This is a genomic window from Roseovarius gaetbuli, from assembly GCF_900172365.1.
GTDB classification, from domain to species: Bacteria; Pseudomonadota; Alphaproteobacteria; order Rhodobacterales; family Rhodobacteraceae; genus Roseovarius; species Roseovarius gaetbuli.
The window spans coordinates 18,113-38,074 of sequence record NZ_FWFJ01000028.1; the positions used below are offsets into that span (position 1 = coordinate 18,113).

The window sequence follows — 19,962 nt, forward strand, 5'->3', positions numbered from 1 at the left end:
CCCTCAGGAAGCTGAGCAACAAGGCTGCAGGTTAGTGTCGCCGTTCATTTCCAATCTCGATATGGAACATGAAAGTTTAAACCAAGTTTTGCGTCGAAAAAACGATTTCAGATTGTGAGTAAAATGGCACGTTGGGCATCTAGGTTCGCGATTTTTCTCTCGTCTATCGCTTTGCTTATGCTGTCGCTTGGCTGGCTCATGCTCAGCGCACCGATGTTCAACGGCGTGCGCTCCGATCTACTTGAGCGCGTTCTGTCAGAGCAGATAGGTCAGCCTATTGTCATTTCTGGAGATGTCCATGCGATACCCGGAAAGACAAGCACCATCACAGTGACCAAGGTTAAAATACCCAGCGAAGGGATTGCCAATGTTAATCTGGCGGAATTGGATACCCTTGGTCTTGATCTGGATACATTCGCACTGATCAATGGCACCGTCGATTTTAACGATATCAGAGTTTCCGGATTGCAGGTTAACCTATTCACGCAACAGAACAGTCGGACAAGTTGGTCAAAACCTCACGCCGCTCTCCCTTCTGATAGCGCTGTGTCGCCCTTGAACCGAACGTCCGGGGGAAACGAGAAGCCTTGGCGCGGGCTCAATAATGCGCGCGGAAAACTTCTCGACTTCATGAGGACCAGGAATGGTTCCTTTGAGGCTATGCGACTCACAGTTAAAAATCAAAAAACCGGGTTCGAATTTGATTTTAACCTTAAGGCACTCAGGCTTGTTGAGGTGGAAAACGGAAACCGATTGAACGTAACGAGTAATGGCACCGTGAACGGGCAGAAATTTACGTTCGAAGGTTACTTCCCAGAACAAGCACCATTCACCACGCTGACCAAATTTGGTGATATGCAATTGACCTTTAGTGGCGTGCCCATTTCGCGAGCAGAAGGCGGTGGGTACGTTGCTGATGTGGATTTGCAGACCGGAGAACTCGGTGACTTGCTTGAGGTGCTAAAGCTTGAGCGCTCGCTTGAGGGCTCGGGGACCTTGTCAGCCAAGGTCACCCGCCAGAGCGGGTTGCTTGAGGTTTCAGACTTCCTCTCCACGGTTGATCTGGCCAACGGCAGAAAGCTAAGTGTCGAGGGGACTGCTGAGAACCTGTTGACAGGTCAGGGCGTTGATATCAGGGGGGATTTTCGTCTCTATCCCGAAAATAATCAACCCAAACCGGCGAAAGAACTTTCTGAATTCAAGCTGACAAACATTTCCGCCCATATCGTTGGCGCAGACGGTTATCTGGAGTTCAAAAACCTGCTGCTTAGGACCAATTTGTTTGATCAGGGCTTGGAAGACATTGGCCCGGTTGCGATCGGCGAGTTTCGTCGCACCGAAGACGGTAAACTGGCTCTGCTGGACGTGTCATTACAGGCCGGTCCACCAAGTGAACCGATCCTCAAAGCTCAAGGCAATCTTTTGCATCTGCTCGCGCTCAAGGAATACGACATCGAGGGCGAGATTCTGGCACCCGCATCGTTATTACTTGGCGAATTAAGCGATGACGCCGTAGCAGCATTTGGGGCCCTTCAGGTTGAATTTGCCTTTGATGATACGAAAGGCCCACTCAGGGTGACGCGGTTTGCCGCAACGGCGGTTGGCGCGCGTGAGTGGGATATGGATGGGTCTATGGTTCTGGAAGATGCCAGGAACGTTGGCGACCTAGCATTGGAAATTGACCTTGATATCTATGATTTATCCAAGTTTCTAAGCGTACTTGATCTTAAGCGGGTCAATGCGGGCCAGTTTGAAATCATGGCATCGCTGCATGGCAATAAGGACGACATGATCGCGACTTTGGGAGTGAGGGTTGGCACTTCTAAAATGACGACATCGCTTGAACTGAACAGGCAAGATGACCTGACAAAAATTAATGGAAAAATTCACAGTAAAAGCCTGAGATTGGATGACCTTAAAAACGCTCTTGCAGGCATTGTGGAGCTGAGCAACATCAAGAAAAAAAGATCTACTGACAGAACCGCGTCTACCGTTGGGCCGACACGGGTAAAGGTTCAACCACTTGTTTTGGAAAGAGAGGTGCAACCTCTTGTGTTGCCAAAAGAGCGGCCAAAGTTGTCTGAGGTTGTTAATTTTCAAAAATTTTTGCTCAACACTGAACTGGATGCAAAAATCGACATTGAAAGACTTGTCGGCGTTCACGGTGTCACAAGCATTTCGAGCGAATTGGTATCCAAAGATGGCAAGGCGCAATTTGGACCGTTAAACGTGGCCTATGGCGGCGGCTTTCTGCGGGCTCAAGCAGGATTGGATTTGGTCAAGTCACCAACCCTGGTGTCTGTTTCAGGGTCTACAGGCGGTTGGGACTTTGGCAAAATTCTGGATTCTGTTGGTCTTGGGGTGCAGGCCTACGGTATATTGGGCGGTCGTTTCAACTTAACCGGCGATCGGCGGTCTCTTGATGCCTTCGTCAATTCGATGAGAGGTTCCGTTTCCGTCAATATGTATGACGGTGAAATTGCGACCAGCCTATTAGAACTGGCAGGCCTGGGCATCTTTCCATGGCTGTTTTCTGAGGAATTCAGGAAAAAGCGTACTAAGATTCAGTGTATTTCTGCTCCGATCCAGATCCGAGACGGCAAGGTTATCTTTGATTCAGTCGTAGCCGAAACCAACCGCGTGCAATTGGTAGCAAGGGGAAGTTTGGATTGGAAGCGTGACACGATTTCCATCCGCGCGGTGCCACGGCCGGTCGGCAGGCCACTTTCGCGTTCCGCTTGGCCGTTTGATGTTTCGGGTTCATTTTCCAAGCCGGAATTCAAACTGATTGTTGGTGGATTGCGCAGTCGGCGCCTAGATGGCGCCAATCGGATGCCGATAGACAGAAAGCCCTGCAATCCTGACATTTTGCAGCTGCAATAAAAGTTTAGTCAGTTATCGATACTCGGGGCAGGCTGTTTGTTTTGGCACGCCAAAATCGCGTCGATCGCTTTTTTTGAGCCGCCCAGATCTATGTCGATCAATTTGCGGCCGCCTGACGAAACCGTCACGGAGTTGCGTTTAGCAAACTCCTTCACAAAGGCGGGGTTGTCAAAAAACGCGTAACCGCCAGGTACCTCGCTTTCAAAATGAGCTACGGCATCTCCGGCAAATATCGCATCACTGAAATCAAATTCGACGACGCCGAATTCACTATCTCTGATGCCAGTCCAATCGGCATTATATGCAGCGAAATAGCCGCCGTTGCGATTGGGCACCGTGCCGATCTGGATCTCGGTTTTGTCCTCCAAGATACGGCGCGCAAAGCACCCGTTTCCCATGGCGGAGTTGACGAGGATTTCCCATTCTCCAGACTGTCCCCACGTCTGATAATCTGAGGCGGCGGCTGATGACCCCAAAACGATGAAAAACGAAAGCGTAAATCGCATGAAAACCCCTCGACGCACCCAGCGTCGTCATGATGGCCGATGCTGTCTGTTTTATAAAGTGGAATTTGGATTTCGGGAGAGCGACCGGGCAACACAGACCGCTTTGTCGTTCTTGGAACGCGTAGATGAGTGACCCGGCCCCCTGAAAAATTCGACGTTTGGGGTGCGTCTTCGACATCGGCACAGATTTGTCCAATAACGCCATCCTGACGGGGCAGGAGGGTCCGATCGTCGACTGACACTAAATCGCGTCGGGAAAGCGGATGCAAAACGGCTTCGGTAAAAGCTTGAATGGACGCTGGGGGTAAGTGGCTGAACGAGTACCTGTTTACGTAGCTTACCGGGACATCCCGAGGTGCGGTCAGGGCTCACGTTAGTTCGTCTGATTGGTACCCGGCATGCGGACTTCATCAGATGGGGTGGTTGCCGCCTCCCTCGACGGCATCGCGATGTGCCAAAAACGTGGTGTGATTTTCACTTAGAGCGAAGGACGTCAACCATGACGAAAGATACAATGATCGGGGTGGACCTGGCAAAGCATGTTTTCCAGCTCCATGGAGCTTCGATGAATGGCGATGTGAAGTTCCGAAAGAAACTGTCGCGGCCACAGTTTCTCAGGTTTATGGCTGACCACGACCCGGCGGTCGTCGTAATGGAGACCTGTGGGGGCGCCAACTACTGGGCACGAGAGTTGTCCCGGCTGGGCCATGTGGTGAAATTGATCCCGACGCGGTACGTCAAACCGTTCGTGGAGCGGCAGAAAAATGACGCCGCCGATGCCGAAGCAATCGTGATTGCGGCACAACGGCCTGAGATGCGCTTTGTTGAGCCGAAATCCGAAGACAAGCAGGCCCGGGCGATGGTGTTCCGGAGCCGGGAACGACTGGTACACCAACGAACGGAACTTGTGAACGCGCTGCGATCCTATCTCTACGAGTTCGGATATATCTTTCCGCAGGGCATTGGCCATCTCAAAAGAGTCGAAGCATTCCTTGAGGATCCGAACTCCGGCTTGCCGGAACTGGTTTGTGGCGAATGCCATGATCTCCTGCATCAAATCTCGGAAATGACCGCTCGCATCGACGCCAAGACCCGGCAGATCAAGGTCTTGGGGACTGAGACGGATACAGCGCGGAGGCTTCAGACAATGCCCGGTGTCGGCCCGATCATCGCGCTGGCGGTTGAAGCTTTCGCACCGGACATGGCGAGCTTCAGGCGCGGCCGGGACTTCGCGGCCTGGCTGGGGCTTGTCCCGAGGCAGCACTCCTCGGGTGGGACGGAACGATTGGGACGCGTATCCAAGGCCGGACAAGCTGACATACGCAAGTTGTTGATTATCGGCGCCATGTCGCGGTTGAACTGGCTCGGACGCAAATCGATCGGTAAAGAGTCGTGGCTCGGACGCATGCTTGCCAGGAAACCGAAAATGCTGGTCGCCATTGCTTTGGCGAACAAGATGGCCCGAGCGATCTGGGCAATGGTGACAAACAACGAAGATTATCGGGATCCAGCTCCGACTGCCGCTGGGTGAAAGAGGACACCCGTATGGCGGATCGAAGCTGTTGAAAGGGAGGGTGAGAAGTCGACGAATTGCATGGGCGAAATGATCGAACAGATCTGGAGCAGGAAAACCAGTGCTGGCCCGCAAGCCGATGAGAGCTCGGTCATCAGATTTGGACCTGTCCCGCAGATCACCTTACCGGCCCGCGGCTTCCGAAAGACCGCACAACGAGGCCTGACAGAAGACCGCACTCGATCTCAAATCCATGCTTCAGAAACTTCTTGCATTTTTAGCGGCAACCACAGAAGGGCCAGCGGTTATATGCACCGCGCAGAAAGGCCGGACACATGACCGCAACCTGCAACCATCAAAATCAGCTCAAATCAACCCTTCCGTAAACTGAGCCGCCCACACATGACACTACCAACCGGTTTCCTTGACGGAGGTGTAGGCTTGGAGTTGGCGAAAACGTATTTCGAATAATACCTTGGCCATCGTCAGTCCCGTTTTGTAAACGTGCTCGATCTTTGGCGCTCGCGGGCCACCGTAAACGGGCTTCGTCTTAAAACTTTTGCCCTAGAGAGAGATACACGAAGTGTTCCCCGTCGTCGTTAAGCGCGTAGTCCATGGCATAGTCGAGTGAAAGTTTCTTGGACAGCCGAAAGCGTAGACCAACGCCACCCGCAACGTCCAAATCTGAAAGCAGACCACCGATGGTATCATCTGAGTTGCCGCCGCCAAGAAAGGCCACATATCCAAAACGCTCGGTGAAACGACCCCGGTATTCGCCCTGAAAGGAGACCGAGTTGTCGCCCAAATAATCGAAAGAAGAAAACCCACGCAAACCGTCAACCAGGCCCAGGCCGCAGGTGTCGAAAAAAGGCGCGTTCTCGCCTGCGCTGCAAAACACGCCACGTGCAGCTAGTACCCCTGTCTTGAACTTTTCGCGGTAAGCAGAACCCGACGCGATGACTTTGAGGTAATCCCTGGAAGATAGGAGAAGTTTTTTGTTGAAAGCTGAATCGATTTCCTTTCCGTAGGACAAGTTTATGTCACCCAGAATGCCCTGCGTGGGGTAAAAGGTGTTGTCCCGGGTGTCGTACTGAACAATCAAGTTTACCTTGCCCAAGACAATGTCCAAATCAGGCTGCAGGGCGGGGGGAAGTAATGCCAGAAACTTGCTGTTTATCGATATTTCTGAATCCAGATAAGACAGTTGGACGCCGAAACTAAGCTTCTCGTTTATAGCACGCATCAAAGAAAAAGATGTAAGTTCACCTTTTTGATTGAGAGGCAGTTGAAGGGTGTCAGAATCTCCAAGATTGTAGAACACATCCGCCTTTGCCGCAAAAAGGGAAACCGTCCATTTCCCTTCGTTGAAATTCAAACTTCCGCCAGCTCCTAAGCCGCTGCTACCATTTGATGAAGTCAACCGAGCGATTCCAACCCCGGAGGTCTTGGACTTCGGCAAATTAAACAGATACCCGGCCCCTAAAACGACGCCGCTTCCGATTAACGGACTGGAAAAAGGGATGGGTGCTACAATGACAGAACCGAATTTCAAACCAATTTCGGGCTTTGCGATTGCTGAGGGTTTAATTGTCCCGCCGCCATTTTGAAGCACTTGCGCATGGGTTGGCGAGGTCTGAAGCAGAGCAAGGCACAGGCTGAAAAGCCAGCACAAATTTCCATAGCGCACTGCAGGAAAAAGTTTCACTGTTGCGCAAAGACTATTCAAAATGGGAAAACGCATTTTTACCTTTCTGAAGGTCGTGGCCGTAAAGAACCAATAAAAAGTTTGCCCGACGTCACTCCCGCCAATCGGTTCAAAAATGGTCTTTGACCTAAGACTTAATATGAATTTTTCATTTTTTTCCAATGCTTTTTTGCCGCTTTTCTGAGGTCACGTTGCGGCTCAAGCGACCCTCCGCAATTAAGATAAAACAAATGGCAACAAATGGTCGACCGGGTTGTCTTGCTGGCTTCGGCTCAACAACTGCATGATCAAAGTTGTGATCCGATCGGCAGAATGCCCAAAAAACCTGTCCATAAATGGTCCCAGAACTTTCCGGTTGGTTCGGAATTGTAACGCAGCATGACCCCGTCTTCCCGTTGCGTCGTCCAGGTAAGTATTTCTGCTTTGCTGAGTTGAACGTGAAAGGTATTGGCGTCTAAAACCCCATTGACCGCCTGCATTGCCTTCTTGGTAAGGGGCGGTGAATCTATTAAAATACCCATTTCCGTGTTGATATTCACTGACCGGGGATCCCAGTTGAAGGAGCCTATGAATAAATATCGGTCGTCAATGGCAAATGCTTTCGAATGCAGGCCGGAACGTGAGTGTTCCCAAGCTGAACCACGATGTTGAACGAAATTCAGGTCGGGGCGTAATTCATAGAGCTCGACACCCCCGCGCAGCAGTGACTTCCGTTTCTTTGCGTAATGTGCATAGACCAAGTCAACATCGTTTGATCCAAGTGAATTGGTGATAACCCTGACATCGACGCCGCGATCTTCAAGCTCAGTCATCCATTTTACACCGCTGCTGCGTGGCACGAAGTAGCCGGAAATGACCTGCACATCATTTTCCGCAGCCTGGAAGTAAGGGATCAGTTGGGAGGCCAGAACCGGGTCTTCGCTTTCTGCACCAGCGACTTTTGAAGGGTGGTCAGCATATAGCTGCGCGGGGACCCAGGACAGTGAAAAACTATCTTTGGAGAAAGATGACCTACCCTTCCGGACCAGTGCTTCAGCAAAGGGTGTCTGCTTTGCCTGATCTACAAGCTCCAACAGCCGGGCCCTTGCGTCCTCAATGCCATATGCGGCCGATTCACCAATGACAACCTTGGCCGGAACGGCAGCACGGCTATTCCAGTACTGATCAAAACTATTGGAAACCTGGACTGCGACTGGCCCAACCGCCAACACATCGAGATCGGCATAATTCATTTCCTTTTTGGCGAGAAAATATTCGGCGCCAATATTGCGCCCGCCTACAATCGTAACCGCGTTGTCTGATGTCATGGATTTGTTATGCATTCGCCGATTAATGCGTTTGAAATCCGTGAGGCCGGCACGGATACGTCCCCGATCGCGCCACACGGGGTTAAACAATCGAATCTCGATGTTAGGATGCTGATCAAGCGCCGCAGTCATCGGGTCGTATCCGGCGTTGTACATGTCATCCAACAAAAGACGTACTCGCACCCCTCGGTCCGCGGCCTCAAGCAGGCTCGCGGCGAAAATGTGACCTGTCGGATCGTCGTGAAGCAGGTAGTATTGGGCGTCAATCGATCGTTCTGCTCTGGACGCAATAAGCAAGCGAGCGGCGAGAGCCTCTTCGCCGTTGCTGATCAATCGTACACCAGAGCGCCCGTCTCCGGGGTTGCCGAGTCGACGAACACTGCGCGCAAGTCGGCTTTCCTGCTGCAGGTCGGTCGCGCGCGTCACGGTCTTTTCATAAGACCGAATACCCCCGGAGCAGGCCGACAGTGTCGCCAGAAACAAGCAAAGGACTGGCAAACTGCGCATCATAATCAACGTCTCCAATGTGAGGCTGAAATAATGAATCATTCCCATGGTGTTATTGCAAGCATGATCTGCAACAAAAACGATCGGCGAGGTCCCGGCGTGGGTTCGCTTGGGACGCAGCTTGTTGTCGTGGTTTCAAAATACTGCGGCTTGACTGGTAGAGGTTACGCACAACGCGTTTGGTGGTTGCCCGACGTCAGCCTTGATGACCAAGACTTTGGCGGTTCAGGTTACCCAGAATGTTTAATTTTCGGATCTGCTTCCATCGGCAAGCCGGTCCTACAGGCGCCAACCGATAGTTGTTCTGCGTAGTATTTGGCTCCTGAAAAGTGATGAAACCACCAAGCCTTGCTCTATGGTACGTCAAAACGGAAAGGACGGATTGATTTTTGTTTAGAAAGGCAATGCGCAATGCACAACGAATTCAACGCCGTGATTCAGGTAAAACCGGAGCCGAGAAGGCCCTATAGTGCAGCCTGCAAATTAGGTTTTGGCGAGGAAAATATTCGCAAGCTTGGACCGCAACTTTCTACAGTTGTGGGGCAGTCTTTGGCCTCGGTTCGCTCCATCATGCGCGTATCAGTGATGTTAATGGTCTGCGTGCTGCCTGCTGACTCTCGAGCCCAGGAACAAAAGGGGCTGGCATTTTCCACGCCAGATAGTGTCGAGGGTACACTCGCCGCAACCGATGAACGCCAGCGCGAGGGTGCCCTGGCTGATTTCCGGCTCTGGAAAAAAGATTTTGAAAACAGAACCGGTATAACCTTCGGATTCGACAATCAGGTTCAAGTGCTTCGCGCTGACTCGAACCGATCGCCCTCAAACGCTGCAAGCAACGCTTTCCGCTTTTACACGACATGGACGCCGATCGGTCGGGGCACGCCCAACAATGGCGCGCTGGTTTTCAAGATCGAAAACCGTTCGGCGATAGGAAACAGAATTCCGACACAGGCGCTTGGCCGGTCTTTTGGTTATGCGGGCGTGTTGTCTTCCACATTCAGTGACGCAGGTTGGATTCTGACAAACCTCTACTGGCGCCAAAGATTTGCCAACGGGCGCGGCAGTTTCATCATCGGGCATATCGATCCCGGCGAATATGTGAATTTCAACACGTTCTCCAGCCCGTGGACGACCTTCACCAACCTGTCGTTTGGCCAACAACCTACACTTGCCGCGCCTCAACAGAGCCTTGGGGCGGCTTTGCAATGGCGGCTCGACGACGAGTGGGCAGTACAGGCCGGTATCTTGAATGCGAACGCAGATCCATCCGATCCGCTGGACAGCGCAGAGAAGTTTTTTGACCATGGCGAAACGTTCAAGCATCTCACGGTTGGCTGGTCGCCCGATTGGGTCGACCGCAATAACCAGGCCGTGCAACTGACATTCTGGCAGGTCGACAAACGGAAGGAAGCTGACGTGAAAAACGGCCACGGTGTTTCCTTTTTGGCTGGCACGCGCATTGACAAATGGCGACCCTTCCTGCGTGCGGGATACGCTGACGGCGGTGGCGCAGCTCTGCATCGCACGGTCAGCGTAGGGACAGGATATGACGTCAGGAGGGACAAAGATTTGCTGGGTCTTGGGTTGAGCTGGGGGCGCGCTCCGAATAATTCCAGGGATCAATATACGGTGGAAGCGTTCTACAGATACGATGCAACAGACTTTTTTGCGATCACTCCATCGGTTCAGTACATTGTTGATCCCGTCAACGACCCGACGACGGATGACGTTTTTATTGTGGGTCTGCGCGCGCGGTTCGCGTTCTGATCAGTGCCTTGAACGCAAAAGGCCCACGACATTCAGAGGTCGTGGGCCGTTTCCAGACATACGAAAGCCGCAAGTCGATAGCACAAATCGCTTTATATTGCAGCCCGGTGGCGGGCGGCTTACCAAGTACGGCAGAAACCAGGCGCCTATTTCAGTGCTGCGCCGAATACCTCAAGAACTTTTTTATCAGGGCCGTCAATGCAATCTTCCAGTACTTGATCCGAGGTAGTGGCAAGGTCAGAAATATTTACGCTGCTCATATCGGCCTGGCCCGTGAAATAGCCGTGCAGGAAAATAGTCGTCATATCCCGCTCATCGCCACCAAGCGTCAGGTAGGTTCGGCAGGTCAGGTCGTTCAGGTCGATAACATCCGCGTCCTGAGCTTTGGCGGATGCGGAAAGTGCAAGTGCGCCGATAGTGGCGAGGACGGCTGTTTTGCTGAAGAATGTATGGATCATCGTTCTCTCTCATTCATAACGGTTGGGGATCAGTAGCGCATGCAATCGGCATAGGCCTGTTGGAAGAGGTAGTCGCGGCTTCGCGCGCGCTGGCTCGCGCCGCTGATGGCGCCAAGGGTGCTGCCTATCCTGGCACCTTTCTCGCCTCCCTTTTTTCCGCTGATGATACGTCCGGTAAGACCGCCACGGACGCCGCCACGCACGGCACCGCTGATTGCGCCACCCGAGGCATTTCGCCTTGCGTAATCGTTTGCAACACTCTGGCAGTAGCCGGGGTCGGCTGCGTAAGCGGGCTCACTGAGCATCAATGTTGATAAGAAAGACACGGCCAATGCAGCGAATGTACATACAGGTATTTTCATGAAAACTCTCCAAACGGGATGCAGTTCAGCAATCGAGCACATCATGGTCTATCCAGGCCTTTCGAACGATGTGATCTGGCTATATCCTTCGACCTAAGAACCATCGGTCCCCTCAGCGGAAGGTAGCTTGATTTACGCAGATGATAGAAGCGCCGCAAATCGGCAGCAAAGCAAAACGAGGTCCAAATCCTTCGCTGCTGTGCTTTCGAGCTTTAGAGCCGATGATTTGGTTATATCGTAGCGAAAAGTTGCCTGCGGCGTCGCGTGTTCACGCGCAACCTTGTAAGCTGGAGGAAAATCTAACGATGTTTTTTAGCGCAGATTGTATGAAGTTTAAGGCCAGTGTTCTCTTGCTTGTCACAAGTCTTGCGATTGCGGGCTGCGGTCGGGCGGAACGCGGGATGATCGGTCTGGCCGCCGAACCTCAGAACAGTGATGTGGCGAGCAACCTCAAAGAACATCAAATTTTCGTGATAACTTCGCGTGCTCCGGATGCTGATCCAACTATCTTGTTCTCAAGGGTTCGGTCTCCCGAAATGGGGCTTGCAAAATTGTCCGTGAGTGTGCCGCCGGATCACAGGCCGGGTGAGATCGAGCTTCCCCGGTCCGGCCTCCCGGACCCAGAGAGACATTTCACCGTCACCGAGCCAAACGTTTTTGCGTCTGAAGGCAATTTTACCTCGGCCTTGCAAGCAGAATTGAACAAGCGTACCGCCAAAGACCGGAATGTTTTAATTTTCGTCCATGGCTTCAATACAACCTTGTCAGAAGCAGTTCTTCGACTGGGTCAGTTTGTCGAGGACTCTAACTATACAGGTGTTCCGGTATTGTTTAGTTGGGCGTCCAGCGGCCGATTGTTTGACTATGTCTATGATATGAACAGCGTCTTGATCGCGCGGGACAACCTCTTGCGCGGTGCCGATCTCATAGCGGAAACTAATGTGAAATCTGTTGATCTCCTCTCGCATTCTATCGGTAATCTGCTAGCGGTTGAGGCAATGCGGCAGGCAAAAATTAGCGGGACCTTCAACCGTTCTGGACGGCTTCGAAATGTCATATTGGCGGCGCCTGACATTGACGCAGACCTGTTCAAGCAGCAATTGACGCCGTTTGCCAGTAATGAACGGAAGTTCTACATCCTAATTTCTCGCGATGACAATGCGCTGGCATTTTCCCGGTTTCTTGCGCGAGGAGTGCCAAGGGTCGGCAATGACGACGTAGAAGATCTTGCGCGACTTGGTGTGACGGTCATAGATCTATCTGAAATCCACGTGAATGGTTCAAATCACACAAAGTTCGCAGATTCGCCCGAGGTAGTGCAGTTGATCGGCAAGAGACTAAGCGTTGATGGCCGAATGGGAGCGAGGAACAGTCCGGGATCGTTTGTTCCGTCGCTGCTTTTGCTTCCGATTACGGTCACCTCAGCTACGTTGGCCCAATGATCGCCGCAAGTTCTGAGTATGATTGAGGGAACCTTGGGGGCACTCTGCGTCGCCTCTTAAACGCAATGATTGCGGTAAAGAATCTTCCAACGAAGGCGTTTGTACTCTGGCCGGTTAGAGCGTTTCCAGAAAAACCTGAATCACTTAACTGTGCCTGAAATCAAAGATTTCAACGCGTTAAGTAATAAGGGTTCGATGAGGTATTCTGAGAAACGCTTTAAGCCATTGGATATCATCACGGATCATGAAACGAAGATAACAAAGCGGTTTCAATCGCCGTCTTTTACTATCATGGCGTCGCTGATTTCGAACAGGCGCGTGTTGCCACAGATCACAATTACGGACCGCAGGCGGGAGGCTGGTGCATTTGCTGTCATTGAAACCGTCTGGGTATCCAGCACCTGTGCAACCATACCGTCCGGCGGTGTCGCGGAAATCACCACAAAAACCGTTGGCACTGCAGAACGATCTGCCTTTCCGATTTTCAGGTCAACTTCATATCCTGGGGTGGGCAGTGTGAGATCACCGCTTACGAAAAGAATGGGGGGGGGGCCATCATGTGAAGCTGGGGTGAGTTTTGCGACCCAGTGGCTGCTTTCGATCACAGGGCAATCATCGGTTGGCCTCGAAAAAGACATTTTGCGCTCGCTCTGATCTTCGCCCGAATGGTTCTGCGCGTTACACGCAGTCGTGGCCAGCATCGATAGGACCGCCAGACAGCGGACCAGGGTTTTTGGTTGTCTCATGACTGGATCCTCAAAAACTAAATCCGTTTGACCTCTGGACCTGAGACGCTGGATCAGCCGCGCGTCCGGAGTCGAGTTATAAGCCGGAAATTGCTTCCAGAAAGTTTGAAAGATGCGGGTGATGTTTACGTACGTTCGCCTCTCCAATCTTTCAGACTTCAGACTTCAGACGGCACGGCATGGAATGTGTTGATCCAAGCCACGACTAGCAGTGGTTATCAGAGAGTAATAAGCAGAATTTTGACGCGGCGCATCCGGGATTCGAGGTCCAATTCTTACACTGGCAAAACTTGGCAGGTGAGTTTGGCATCGTGATCTGGTATCAGGTAAGCGAGTTTAATCGAGACTCGCGTTTCTACATCCAGGGAACGGTCGCAGAGCGCGAAAATCAGACTGGCTTGATAAGCGATAGTGTTGAGCCGTGAAGTCAAATCACCTGTATCGGGCACTCAAAAGCTATTCGTTGGAGGCCTTATGAAATACTGGGTACTGTGGCTGATTTCCGGACTGACATCTCTTTTCGTGGGGCTGTACGCGCTGGCAAATCCATTGGCGGCCAGCCTGGCCGCAACCGTGATCACCGGCTGGCTGTTTACTCTTGTCGGAATACTGATCCTGATTTCCGCCTTTGGAGATCAAGGCTGGGGCGGGCGTCTGTTGACGATTGTGCTCGGGTTTTTTGTTTTTCTGGCCGGGGTCAACCTGATCGCAGAACCGCTTAGCGGTGTTTTGTCACTCACCTTCCTGACCGGTATTTTTTTGCTGATATTGGGTTTGGCCCGCATAGTGCTGCGGCTCTCGTTAGAGGTGGCGCGGTTGCGTTGGGTGCTGATAATTGCGGGCGCGCTATCTCTGCTTCTTGGTTCCATGGTTCTCGCAAACTTTCCGCGATCGGCCGCAGTCGTGCTTAGCTTGTTCCTTGCGATTGATCTGATCTCGAACGGCATCACGCTAATCGTACTCTCGCTTTCACGCAGATCATCATAACAGGAAGAGGAAACTTGTATTGAAAAACTGGGTACTGGGAGGCGCCGTCGAGCTTTTGTCTTTGCTGGGTGGCATTCTGGCAGTGTTCAATCCGACTAGTGCGGCGCGACTGCTGGAACAATTGCGGGATGGTCGCTTCTGATCGTGGCCTGTCTGCAAGGCTACCCTTGTCTCGGTAAGGTGGGCAATGACACCGCGAGCCTGTCGGGTGTTGACGTGATCGATATCAGTGATTTGCCGGTGGTGAGCCCCACGGGTCATCTCTACCATCTTTACAACGCAGAGATCGGCCACGATCTGAAAAAGATATTCAACGAGGGTAAGTCTGCGAACGAGCGTCGCAACCTTGTGCAGGTCGGCGACAACCCGTGGAAGCTTCAGCCAGAGGAGTGAAGACCGGTTGACGGCCGACACGGACTTGCACAGTATGGCTGAGCGGGTTTTACGGGTCGGTCTTTGAAGGCGGAGAAAGGGCGACAGCATTCGGTAGAGCTCTCAAGTAAGGTCTTTTAACGGTTTTCATTTTAATCAATTTCTTAGCGCGTCGGTTTGTGGGCGTTAGGTTCACACCCATTTAGCTACAGGAAACCCAAACAGCAAAATTTTGGAGGTCTTCTATGCTGTCTTTCGCCATCACCTTTGCACGATTACTCAAGGCGATCGTACGCTCATGGAGCGTTCCGATGTTCCGGGCCAGTTTCGCTCTGGCCATCCTTATCCTGCTGTCGGGAACTCTATTCTATCACACTATTGAGGGGTGGTCGTGGATCGATGCGTTGTATTTCAGCGTAACGACGATTTCCACTATCGGTCTTGGTGATCTGTCGCCGCGGACCGATTTTGGCAAGCTCTTCACGATTATCTACATCTTCGTTGGCGTTGGCGTTTTCGTCGCGCTGTTCGCTCAATTCGCGCGCGCTTTGTTGAAGGTGGAGGGCGATAGCAAAGTGCCGGTCCCTCAAACGCAACCGACGAAGTCTGATGACGCTTGAAAACCTAAAGCCATTTTGGCACAGTTTGTATTACATGCGCTCAAGCTTGCGCGGGCACTTCCACCCATGGTGCAAGTGCTCTTGAAATTCGTAAACAGAAATTTCCTATCAAGACAGGAGCTTTCTAAAATAGTATCACCGCCCCTGGCGTATGTCTCCTCCAGGATACGGATGCGACGGGTCGACATACGCGATGGCGGAGCAACCTCTGAAAAAAGCGCGCTAAAGCTGCCGTACTCAAGATGCCGTGCGATTTCGGCATCTAGGGTCTCTTTGGTATCGAACATACGCACCTCTTGCGCCGAGGCACTTCCTGCAAGTGTGACGGCTATCAGTACAATAGCGATCAACGTGACGACAAAACGGGGCATGGGCTGGCCTCCCCGAAAGGGTTGCACAAAAGTATAGTGCGCGCGGTAGGGTTGCGCCAGCCCTTAGCGCCTGAAGCGTGGTGCGTTTGCTCCGACTCAACTAGGGAGAAACGATCTGGCATCTATCCGGTTCAGTCACTTGGATTCAGCCCGTTATTCTTGCACCCATGTTGAAGCCCAATATCGCAATGAACCTTGAGCCGTTGCGTGTCCTTTGCCGTCCAATCGTCTGGTGCGGTCACTTGCACCCAGGGTGCGATGTAGTCTTGGGCGTAATAGGCGTGTCCATGCCCCTCAGGAGTCCCGAAAGCCAAGGCCAAATCCAAGGCAAGCTGAAATTGAGTGACGATCGGCATGAAACGTAAATGGGCCGAGGTATCCTCGGCAGGTGCTTCGTTCATCCATGGTGGGGGGCGCCACAGCGAACGGGGGTCATAGAAGACGATCGGGTCGCTCGAGTATTGCAGGAATACAATGCGCATTTCGCCCCATTCGGCTTCGGCGTCAGATGCGTCGGCGACATGAGATGCATAGCGTACAAGCGATCCATCCCCAATTTTGGGCAGAACCCAAGGGCTTCCAGGTACGCGCGCATTTTGGGAATAGTTCCAAAAATTGGACGGAAAGGGTGGACCAGCCCAAAAGGCGCCATCAATCGCATCGCCAACTAGTCGAAACAGATTGGTGGCGTGCATCGAAGACCACGCTCCGAGGCTCAGCCCATGAACATATAGGCGTGGGCGGGTGCCCGGGGGCAAAGTCTTCCAATACTCATGCACTGTCGCAAGCGTGGCTCTGGCTTGGTCGAGGCCAGAGTTGGTCTCAAGAATGAGCGCAAGCGGAGATTGGAGGTAGGAATACTGCGTGGCCACAGTGGCGATGTCTCCGCCATGCATGTATTCCACCGGGTCATGGGCGCCGGGATCCATCCAGCCGGTGCCGGTAGGGCTGACGACGATCAGCACCTTGCGGCTGAACGCGCCAGTGCGCTTGAGCTCGGCCAATGCAAGGTCCGCACGTTCTTTGGGTGTGCGGCCATTGGCCCGACCCACATAGACCCGGATCGGATCAAGCGCGGGCTTGCCGGTAAAGGCGGCTATGGCCTTCGCATCAGGGCCCGATGTCACAAATTCACGGCCGGGTTGGCCCATCCGCGCCCAATCCACCAGCGACGCAGCGCTGCCGGTCATGCGCGCTTCGGATGGGCGCGGCGGGGCGTTCTCGAACAGCTTTTGTGCGGCCTCATAGCTCTCATCAAGGCTGGTCACCACAGTATCGATGATGCCATCGCGCGTGACCACAAAAAGGATCAGCACCACAGTGATGAGGCCTAGCACATTGGCGCGCCGCGGCGGCATGAACCGAAGGAGCCTGATGCGGATCGACCGGAACAAGTTGGCCAGGCTGGCCCCGATCAAAAAGGCCACGGCAAAGGTGGCAGATGCGACGACAAGGACAGAGACGGCGTTCAGGCTATCCACTGTCTGCATGCCCATCTTGGTGCGGAGATCATTTTGCCAAGTGAGACTGGCTGTCAGGGTGAAGGCAAGGCTTGCGAGGGCCAGGCCAACCAAAAGAAGCAATAAGATGCGCGATGTTGGCTGCGAAAGCCGAGGAAAATCGACAGCAAACCAAATCAGTGCTGCGATGCGCCCGCCTAGGTAACCGATTGCCATAACCAGCCCCCCAAGGATGCCCTGGACCATCGGCCCGCGCGGGATCAGAGAGGGGGTCAGGGACATGGCGAAGAACATCACCCCAAGCATCAGGCTGGGGATGCAGATGGCTGGCAGTAAATTTCTGGCACGATGAATCAAGAGAGCAAACCTCGACGCAAAATTGCTGGTAAGGCGGGTATCATTCGCAGCCCACGGAACGCCACCTCGGAAGACGACAAAGGACTCGCAGGAACTTTCCCCAAGCTGCCATCGATCAAACGGATGCGTTCCGGCCTTAAGAGCGGCGGGTCTTGTTTCGTTTTGAGAGTATCCCGCTTCACGTCTAAACTCGGCTGCATATCTCGGTGCCTTTCTTTATCGCCATCCGCATGAAGGGTCTGTGGGAGCACAAGGCTTGCAAGAGCAACGGCAGTGACTAGGGGCTTGGTGAACATTATGTTCCCGAATATTCCTTTTACTTTGAGGGCACAGCTTTTGACCATAAAACCTCAAAACAAGGTATTGCTCAGAGGCAGCGCTGAAATACGTCCACAAGACGCAGTGAGGTCAAGGCGTAACGAAATCAAAAACTTGGAATTCGGCCCGCTCATCGCTTGTTGAGGGTCTCTGACGGATATTCCCCGAAAAAGCGGCGATATCGTTCGGCAAAGCGACCGCTGTGTGTGAAGCCAAGCGACAGGGCAACGTCTTTGACGGAACGTGGGGCGCTTTCGGCTGCAAGGATTATAGAACGGGCTTGGGTAATCCTTTTCGCGTGCAAGTACGACATTGGCGACGTGCCGTAAATTTCATTGAAACACAAGTTCAATGTCGTTGCGCCAACACCGGCTGCCTTGCAAAGGTCGCCTATGCTCATTGGATTCACCAGGCGGTCTTCAAACAGGCTTTCTGCGGCCCTGACAACTCGCAACGGGTCAAGATTGAGTTTTGAAAGGGCACTTTTTTCGATTGTCTTTGCCATGATGAGGTCGGCGACCTCAGCAAAAAGATCATTCTCAACGACAGCATCGAGTGCGAACTTACCGGGGCTCAGAGGCGCGTCGAGAGACGCCGCTATCGCCTCCAGCATCCGCATGTGAAACCTTGTTCCCAAGGCTGATCCAAGGCGAATCCGTTGATCGTCGAGGGCGATATCGTCGATATGGAGACCACTCAAATGGGCGCATGCATCCCGCAGCCTGGATTTTCGCAGACCCAGCGCCAGATTGTGCCTTCGGTCGCTAGTGGAGGAATATCCGTTAGGACCGCCAGAAACAAAAACATCGAACGGTCTTGCGACTTGACCGTTGAAAACATAGGCGCCCTGCCAGTTGACCGGTGCCATCAAAACCATCCAATCCGGGTGAGGCACGATGGTACTGGCCATCTTTGGCGCGACCTTGCTACGAAAGATAAGAAGGTCCCGTCCAGTGATTTGCAGCATTTTGTACACAGGAGGTCCCGGACCGACTTGGACCGTTTCTGCTTCAAGGATGGGCAAGTCGCGCCAAAACTCTTGATGTGTCATGTCAGTCTTGGCCGGAAATCCTGCCAAGCGCTTTGTCGGTCCATCTTTCACAAAGACCTGCCCTTTAAAAACCTATTCCGAATGAGCTAGCCTTAAAAGCTGAGAACTCCGCTATGATGAAGGAATTGACCCTCGAATGTCCAATCTTTTTTTGTCAATGCCTTTATCAAACCAACCAATGACTCTTCTAGTCCAGCTCAGGGGTGACTTAACCGATGCATTATTCAATGGCGACCCTTGCGGCGATCATAGTGTTGGCCGCGCCGGTTTCGGCGCAGGACGTAAATGTTGGCACACTTGCGCAGCGAAGAGTCGACAACCAGGAGGTGAACAATGGGACCAACCCGACACTGCTCACAACCTCCGCCGGCATTCAGTACACATACAATGATATACGCGGAGGCTTTTCTTCAGGCATGTGGGAGGCATTTGTTGGTGTCCCCTTCGGTTCCAGAAAGCAGTTTCAATTTCAGGTAACTGTGCCCTACGCAGACAGCGCTCTGAATGATGATTTTGGTCTTGGGGATGTCAGCCTCAAGTTCGTGCATGTCGTCGATGTAAATGCCAGCAGAGGGATCGCGTACACTGCAGAGGTGTTTCTGGATACTGCTGACCGTCCTGATTTGGGCAACGGTCAGGAAGTTCTTGAGTTCAGCGCTTTTTACGCAAAGTTCCTTCCTGGAGGGAATATTTTTGCGCCCGCCTGGGTCCAGACGGTTGGACTGGATGGCAAAGGCTCCAATGGGCAAGATATCAACCGTACCACTATTGATTTCTACTATGTTCCAAAACTGGCTAATCCGAAGTTTTTCATGGCCTTCGACCCTGCGCTGTCCTATGATTGGAAGACCGATAAGGCGTTCGCGAGCCTTCAGACCACTTTCGGGATGCTGACGGGCAAATTTGCGGGTGGCGATAGTCAGATTTTCATCAAACCCGGTATCTATGCCGGTGGTGACCGTCCTTTGGACTTCTCGGTCCAGGTCGGGTTCAAAATCCTCGGTTTCTAGCGCGTGATCTCTTCTGAACCTGAGTTCGATGCATGTGGCGCGGCGGATGATCGTGGTCCGGGCTTTCAGGCCCGCATCAGCTTGTACGACGATCGCTTTGATGGCTTTGGGAAATTTGCGGTCAGAGTCCGTGCCCGCGCCAAAACACAACAGGAAAAAAACCAGAAACGTGGCTTCCTAGCGCTCGGGTTGAACTCGCATGTGCCTTGACCTGCGAAGT

The 19,962-nt window shown here is 52.7% G+C and carries 18 protein-coding genes; 9 read left to right on the forward strand and 9 right to left on the reverse strand.

Going from position 1 to position 19,962, the window contains the following annotated elements; translation table 11 throughout:
* Nucleotides 1-123 precede the first annotated feature (123 nt).
* Nucleotides 124-2,883, forward strand: coding sequence for an AsmA family protein (locus tag ROG8370_RS13465; RefSeq protein WP_085827704.1), 2,760 nt, complete (start codon nt 124-126; stop codon nt 2,881-2,883).
* An 8-nt stretch (nt 2,884-2,891) separates the two neighbouring features.
* Here the strand turns inward: ROG8370_RS13465 and ROG8370_RS13470 are convergent, their stop codons facing one another.
* Nucleotides 2,892-3,389 (reverse strand): hypothetical protein, encoded by a 498-nt coding sequence (locus tag ROG8370_RS13470; RefSeq protein WP_139838149.1) that lies wholly within the window; start codon nt 3,387-3,389, stop codon nt 2,892-2,894.
* Nucleotides 3,390-3,888: 499 nt separating this feature from the next.
* Here ROG8370_RS13470 and ROG8370_RS13475 point away from each other — a divergent pair, with 499 nt between their 5' ends.
* The gene (locus tag ROG8370_RS13475) at nt 3,889-4,920 is read left to right on the forward strand and encodes an IS110 family RNA-guided transposase (RefSeq protein ID WP_085827706.1); all 1,032 of its coding nucleotides are present in this window, start codon (nt 3,889-3,891) and stop codon (nt 4,918-4,920) included.
* Nucleotides 4,921-5,452: 532 nt separating this feature from the next.
* Here the strand turns inward: ROG8370_RS13475 and ROG8370_RS20205 are convergent.
* Nucleotides 5,453-6,769, reverse strand: coding sequence for a BamA/TamA family outer membrane protein (locus ROG8370_RS20205; RefSeq protein WP_139838150.1), 1,317 nt, complete (start codon nt 6,767-6,769; stop codon nt 5,453-5,455).
* A 125-nt stretch (nt 6,770-6,894) separates the two neighbouring features.
* A complete protein-coding gene (locus ROG8370_RS13485) occupies nt 6,895-8,463 on the reverse strand; it encodes a phospholipase D family protein (RefSeq protein ID WP_245827380.1) in 1,569 nt (522 codons plus the stop codon).
* Between the two features lie 369 nt (nt 8,464-8,832).
* On the opposite strand from ROG8370_RS13485, the gene ROG8370_RS13490 reads away from it, so the two are divergent.
* Nucleotides 8,833-10,188: a carbohydrate porin gene (locus tag ROG8370_RS13490; protein WP_085827708.1), complete on the forward strand. Its 1,356-nt coding sequence runs from the start codon at nt 8,833-8,835 to the stop codon at nt 10,186-10,188.
* A 146-nt stretch (nt 10,189-10,334) separates the two neighbouring features.
* Here the strand turns inward: ROG8370_RS13490 and ROG8370_RS13495 are convergent, their stop codons facing one another.
* Both ROG8370_RS13495 and ROG8370_RS13500 read right to left on the reverse strand, forming a co-directional pair.
* Complete coding sequence (locus ROG8370_RS13495) at nt 10,335-10,646, reverse strand: HdeA/HdeB family chaperone (protein WP_085827709.1); 312 nt, start codon at nt 10,644-10,646, stop codon at nt 10,335-10,337.
* 29 nt (nt 10,647-10,675) lie between these two features.
* Nucleotides 10,676-11,008: a hypothetical protein gene (locus ROG8370_RS13500; protein WP_139838151.1), complete on the reverse strand. Its 333-nt coding sequence runs from the start codon at nt 11,006-11,008 to the stop codon at nt 10,676-10,678.
* 140 nt (nt 11,009-11,148) lie between these two features.
* Here ROG8370_RS13500 and ROG8370_RS13505 point away from each other — a divergent pair, with 140 nt between their 5' ends.
* The gene (locus tag ROG8370_RS13505; protein ID WP_085827711.1) at nt 11,149-12,450 is read left to right on the forward strand and encodes an alpha/beta hydrolase; all 1,302 of its coding nucleotides are present in this window, start codon (nt 11,149-11,151) and stop codon (nt 12,448-12,450) included.
* Nucleotides 12,451-12,719: 269 nt separating this feature from the next.
* Here the strand turns inward: ROG8370_RS13505 and ROG8370_RS13510 are convergent, their stop codons facing one another.
* Entirely contained in the window at nt 12,720-13,196 is a 477-nt protein-coding gene (locus tag ROG8370_RS13510) for a hypothetical protein (protein ID WP_085827712.1), read from the reverse strand.
* A 474-nt stretch (nt 13,197-13,670) separates the two neighbouring features.
* Here ROG8370_RS13510 and ROG8370_RS13515 point away from each other — a divergent pair, with 474 nt between their 5' ends.
* The 4 genes from ROG8370_RS13515 (at nt 13,671) to ROG8370_RS13525 (ending at nt 15,175) form a co-directional block, all read left to right on the forward strand.
* Nucleotides 13,671-14,183, forward strand: a complete 513-nt coding sequence (locus ROG8370_RS13515; RefSeq protein WP_085827713.1) for an HdeD family acid-resistance protein — start codon at nt 13,671-13,673, stop codon at nt 14,181-14,183.
* A gap of 19 nt (nt 14,184-14,202) precedes the next feature.
* Nucleotides 14,203-14,325, forward strand: a complete 123-nt coding sequence (locus tag ROG8370_RS21280; RefSeq protein ID WP_281252705.1) for a hypothetical protein — start codon at nt 14,203-14,205, stop codon at nt 14,323-14,325.
* Nucleotides 14,326-14,327: 2 nt separating this feature from the next.
* On the forward strand, nt 14,328-14,576 hold the full coding sequence (locus ROG8370_RS13520) for a hypothetical protein (RefSeq protein ID WP_085827714.1): 249 nt from the start codon (nt 14,328-14,330) through the stop codon (nt 14,574-14,576).
* 224 nt (nt 14,577-14,800) lie between these two features.
* Nucleotides 14,801-15,175 carry a potassium channel family protein gene (locus ROG8370_RS13525; RefSeq protein WP_085827715.1) on the forward strand — a complete coding sequence of 125 codons (375 nt, stop codon included), beginning with the start codon at nt 14,801-14,803 and terminating at the stop codon, nt 15,173-15,175.
* On the opposite strand, the gene ROG8370_RS20210 is transcribed toward ROG8370_RS13525, so the two are convergent.
* From ROG8370_RS20210 to ROG8370_RS13540, 3 genes are all read right to left on the reverse strand, one after another.
* Nucleotides 15,142-15,546 carry a hypothetical protein gene (locus ROG8370_RS20210; RefSeq protein WP_139838152.1) on the reverse strand — a complete coding sequence of 135 codons (405 nt, stop codon included), beginning with the start codon at nt 15,544-15,546 and terminating at the stop codon, nt 15,142-15,144. The two genes, ROG8370_RS13525 and ROG8370_RS20210, sit on opposite strands and share 34 nt — an antisense overlap.
* Before the next feature lie 131 nt (nt 15,547-15,677).
* Nucleotides 15,678-17,312, reverse strand: coding sequence for an alpha/beta hydrolase (locus tag ROG8370_RS13530; RefSeq protein ID WP_085827716.1), 1,635 nt, complete (start codon nt 17,310-17,312; stop codon nt 15,678-15,680).
* Nucleotides 17,313-17,811: 499 nt separating this feature from the next.
* Nucleotides 17,812-18,783 carry an AraC family transcriptional regulator gene (locus tag ROG8370_RS13540; RefSeq protein WP_139838153.1) on the reverse strand — a complete coding sequence of 324 codons (972 nt, stop codon included), beginning with the start codon at nt 18,781-18,783 and terminating at the stop codon, nt 17,812-17,814.
* A 164-nt stretch (nt 18,784-18,947) separates the two neighbouring features.
* On the opposite strand from ROG8370_RS13540, the gene ROG8370_RS13545 reads away from it, so the two are divergent.
* Nucleotides 18,948-19,742, forward strand: coding sequence for a hypothetical protein (locus ROG8370_RS13545; protein ID WP_139838154.1), 795 nt, complete (start codon nt 18,948-18,950; stop codon nt 19,740-19,742).
* The last annotated feature ends 220 nt before the right edge of the window (nt 19,743-19,962 follow it).

Coding starts and splice junctions, on each gene's coding strand:
- ROG8370_RS13465 (WP_085827704.1), top strand. CDS start 124: ATGGCACGTTGGGCATCTAGGTTCGCGATTTTTCTCTCGTCTATCGCT.
- ROG8370_RS13470 (WP_139838149.1), bottom strand. CDS start 3,389: ATGCGATTTACGCTTTCGTTTTTCATCGTTTTGGGGTCATCAGCCGCC.
- ROG8370_RS13475 (WP_085827706.1), top strand. CDS start 3,889: ATGACGAAAGATACAATGATCGGGGTGGACCTGGCAAAGCATGTTTTC.
- ROG8370_RS13485 (WP_245827380.1), bottom strand. CDS start 8,463: ATGATTCATTATTTCAGCCTCACATTGGAGACGTTGATTATGATGCGC.
- ROG8370_RS13490 (WP_085827708.1), top strand. CDS start 8,833: ATGCACAACGAATTCAACGCCGTGATTCAGGTAAAACCGGAGCCGAGA.
- ROG8370_RS13495 (WP_085827709.1), bottom strand. CDS start 10,646: ATGATCCATACATTCTTCAGCAAAACAGCCGTCCTCGCCACTATCGGC.
- ROG8370_RS13500 (WP_139838151.1), bottom strand. CDS start 11,008: ATGAAAATACCTGTATGTACATTCGCTGCATTGGCCGTGTCTTTCTTA.
- ROG8370_RS13505 (WP_085827711.1), top strand. CDS start 11,149: ATGATAGAAGCGCCGCAAATCGGCAGCAAAGCAAAACGAGGTCCAAAT.
- ROG8370_RS13510 (WP_085827712.1), bottom strand. CDS start 13,196: ATGAGACAACCAAAAACCCTGGTCCGCTGTCTGGCGGTCCTATCGATG.
- ROG8370_RS13515 (WP_085827713.1), top strand. CDS start 13,671: ATGAAATACTGGGTACTGTGGCTGATTTCCGGACTGACATCTCTTTTC.
- ROG8370_RS13525 (WP_085827715.1), top strand. CDS start 14,801: ATGCTGTCTTTCGCCATCACCTTTGCACGATTACTCAAGGCGATCGTA.
- ROG8370_RS20210 (WP_139838152.1), bottom strand. CDS start 15,546: ATGCCCCGTTTTGTCGTCACGTTGATCGCTATTGTACTGATAGCCGTC.
- ROG8370_RS13530 (WP_085827716.1), bottom strand. CDS start 17,312: ATGCTTGGGGTGATGTTCTTCGCCATGTCCCTGACCCCCTCTCTGATC.
- ROG8370_RS13545 (WP_139838154.1), top strand. CDS start 18,948: ATGCATTATTCAATGGCGACCCTTGCGGCGATCATAGTGTTGGCCGCG.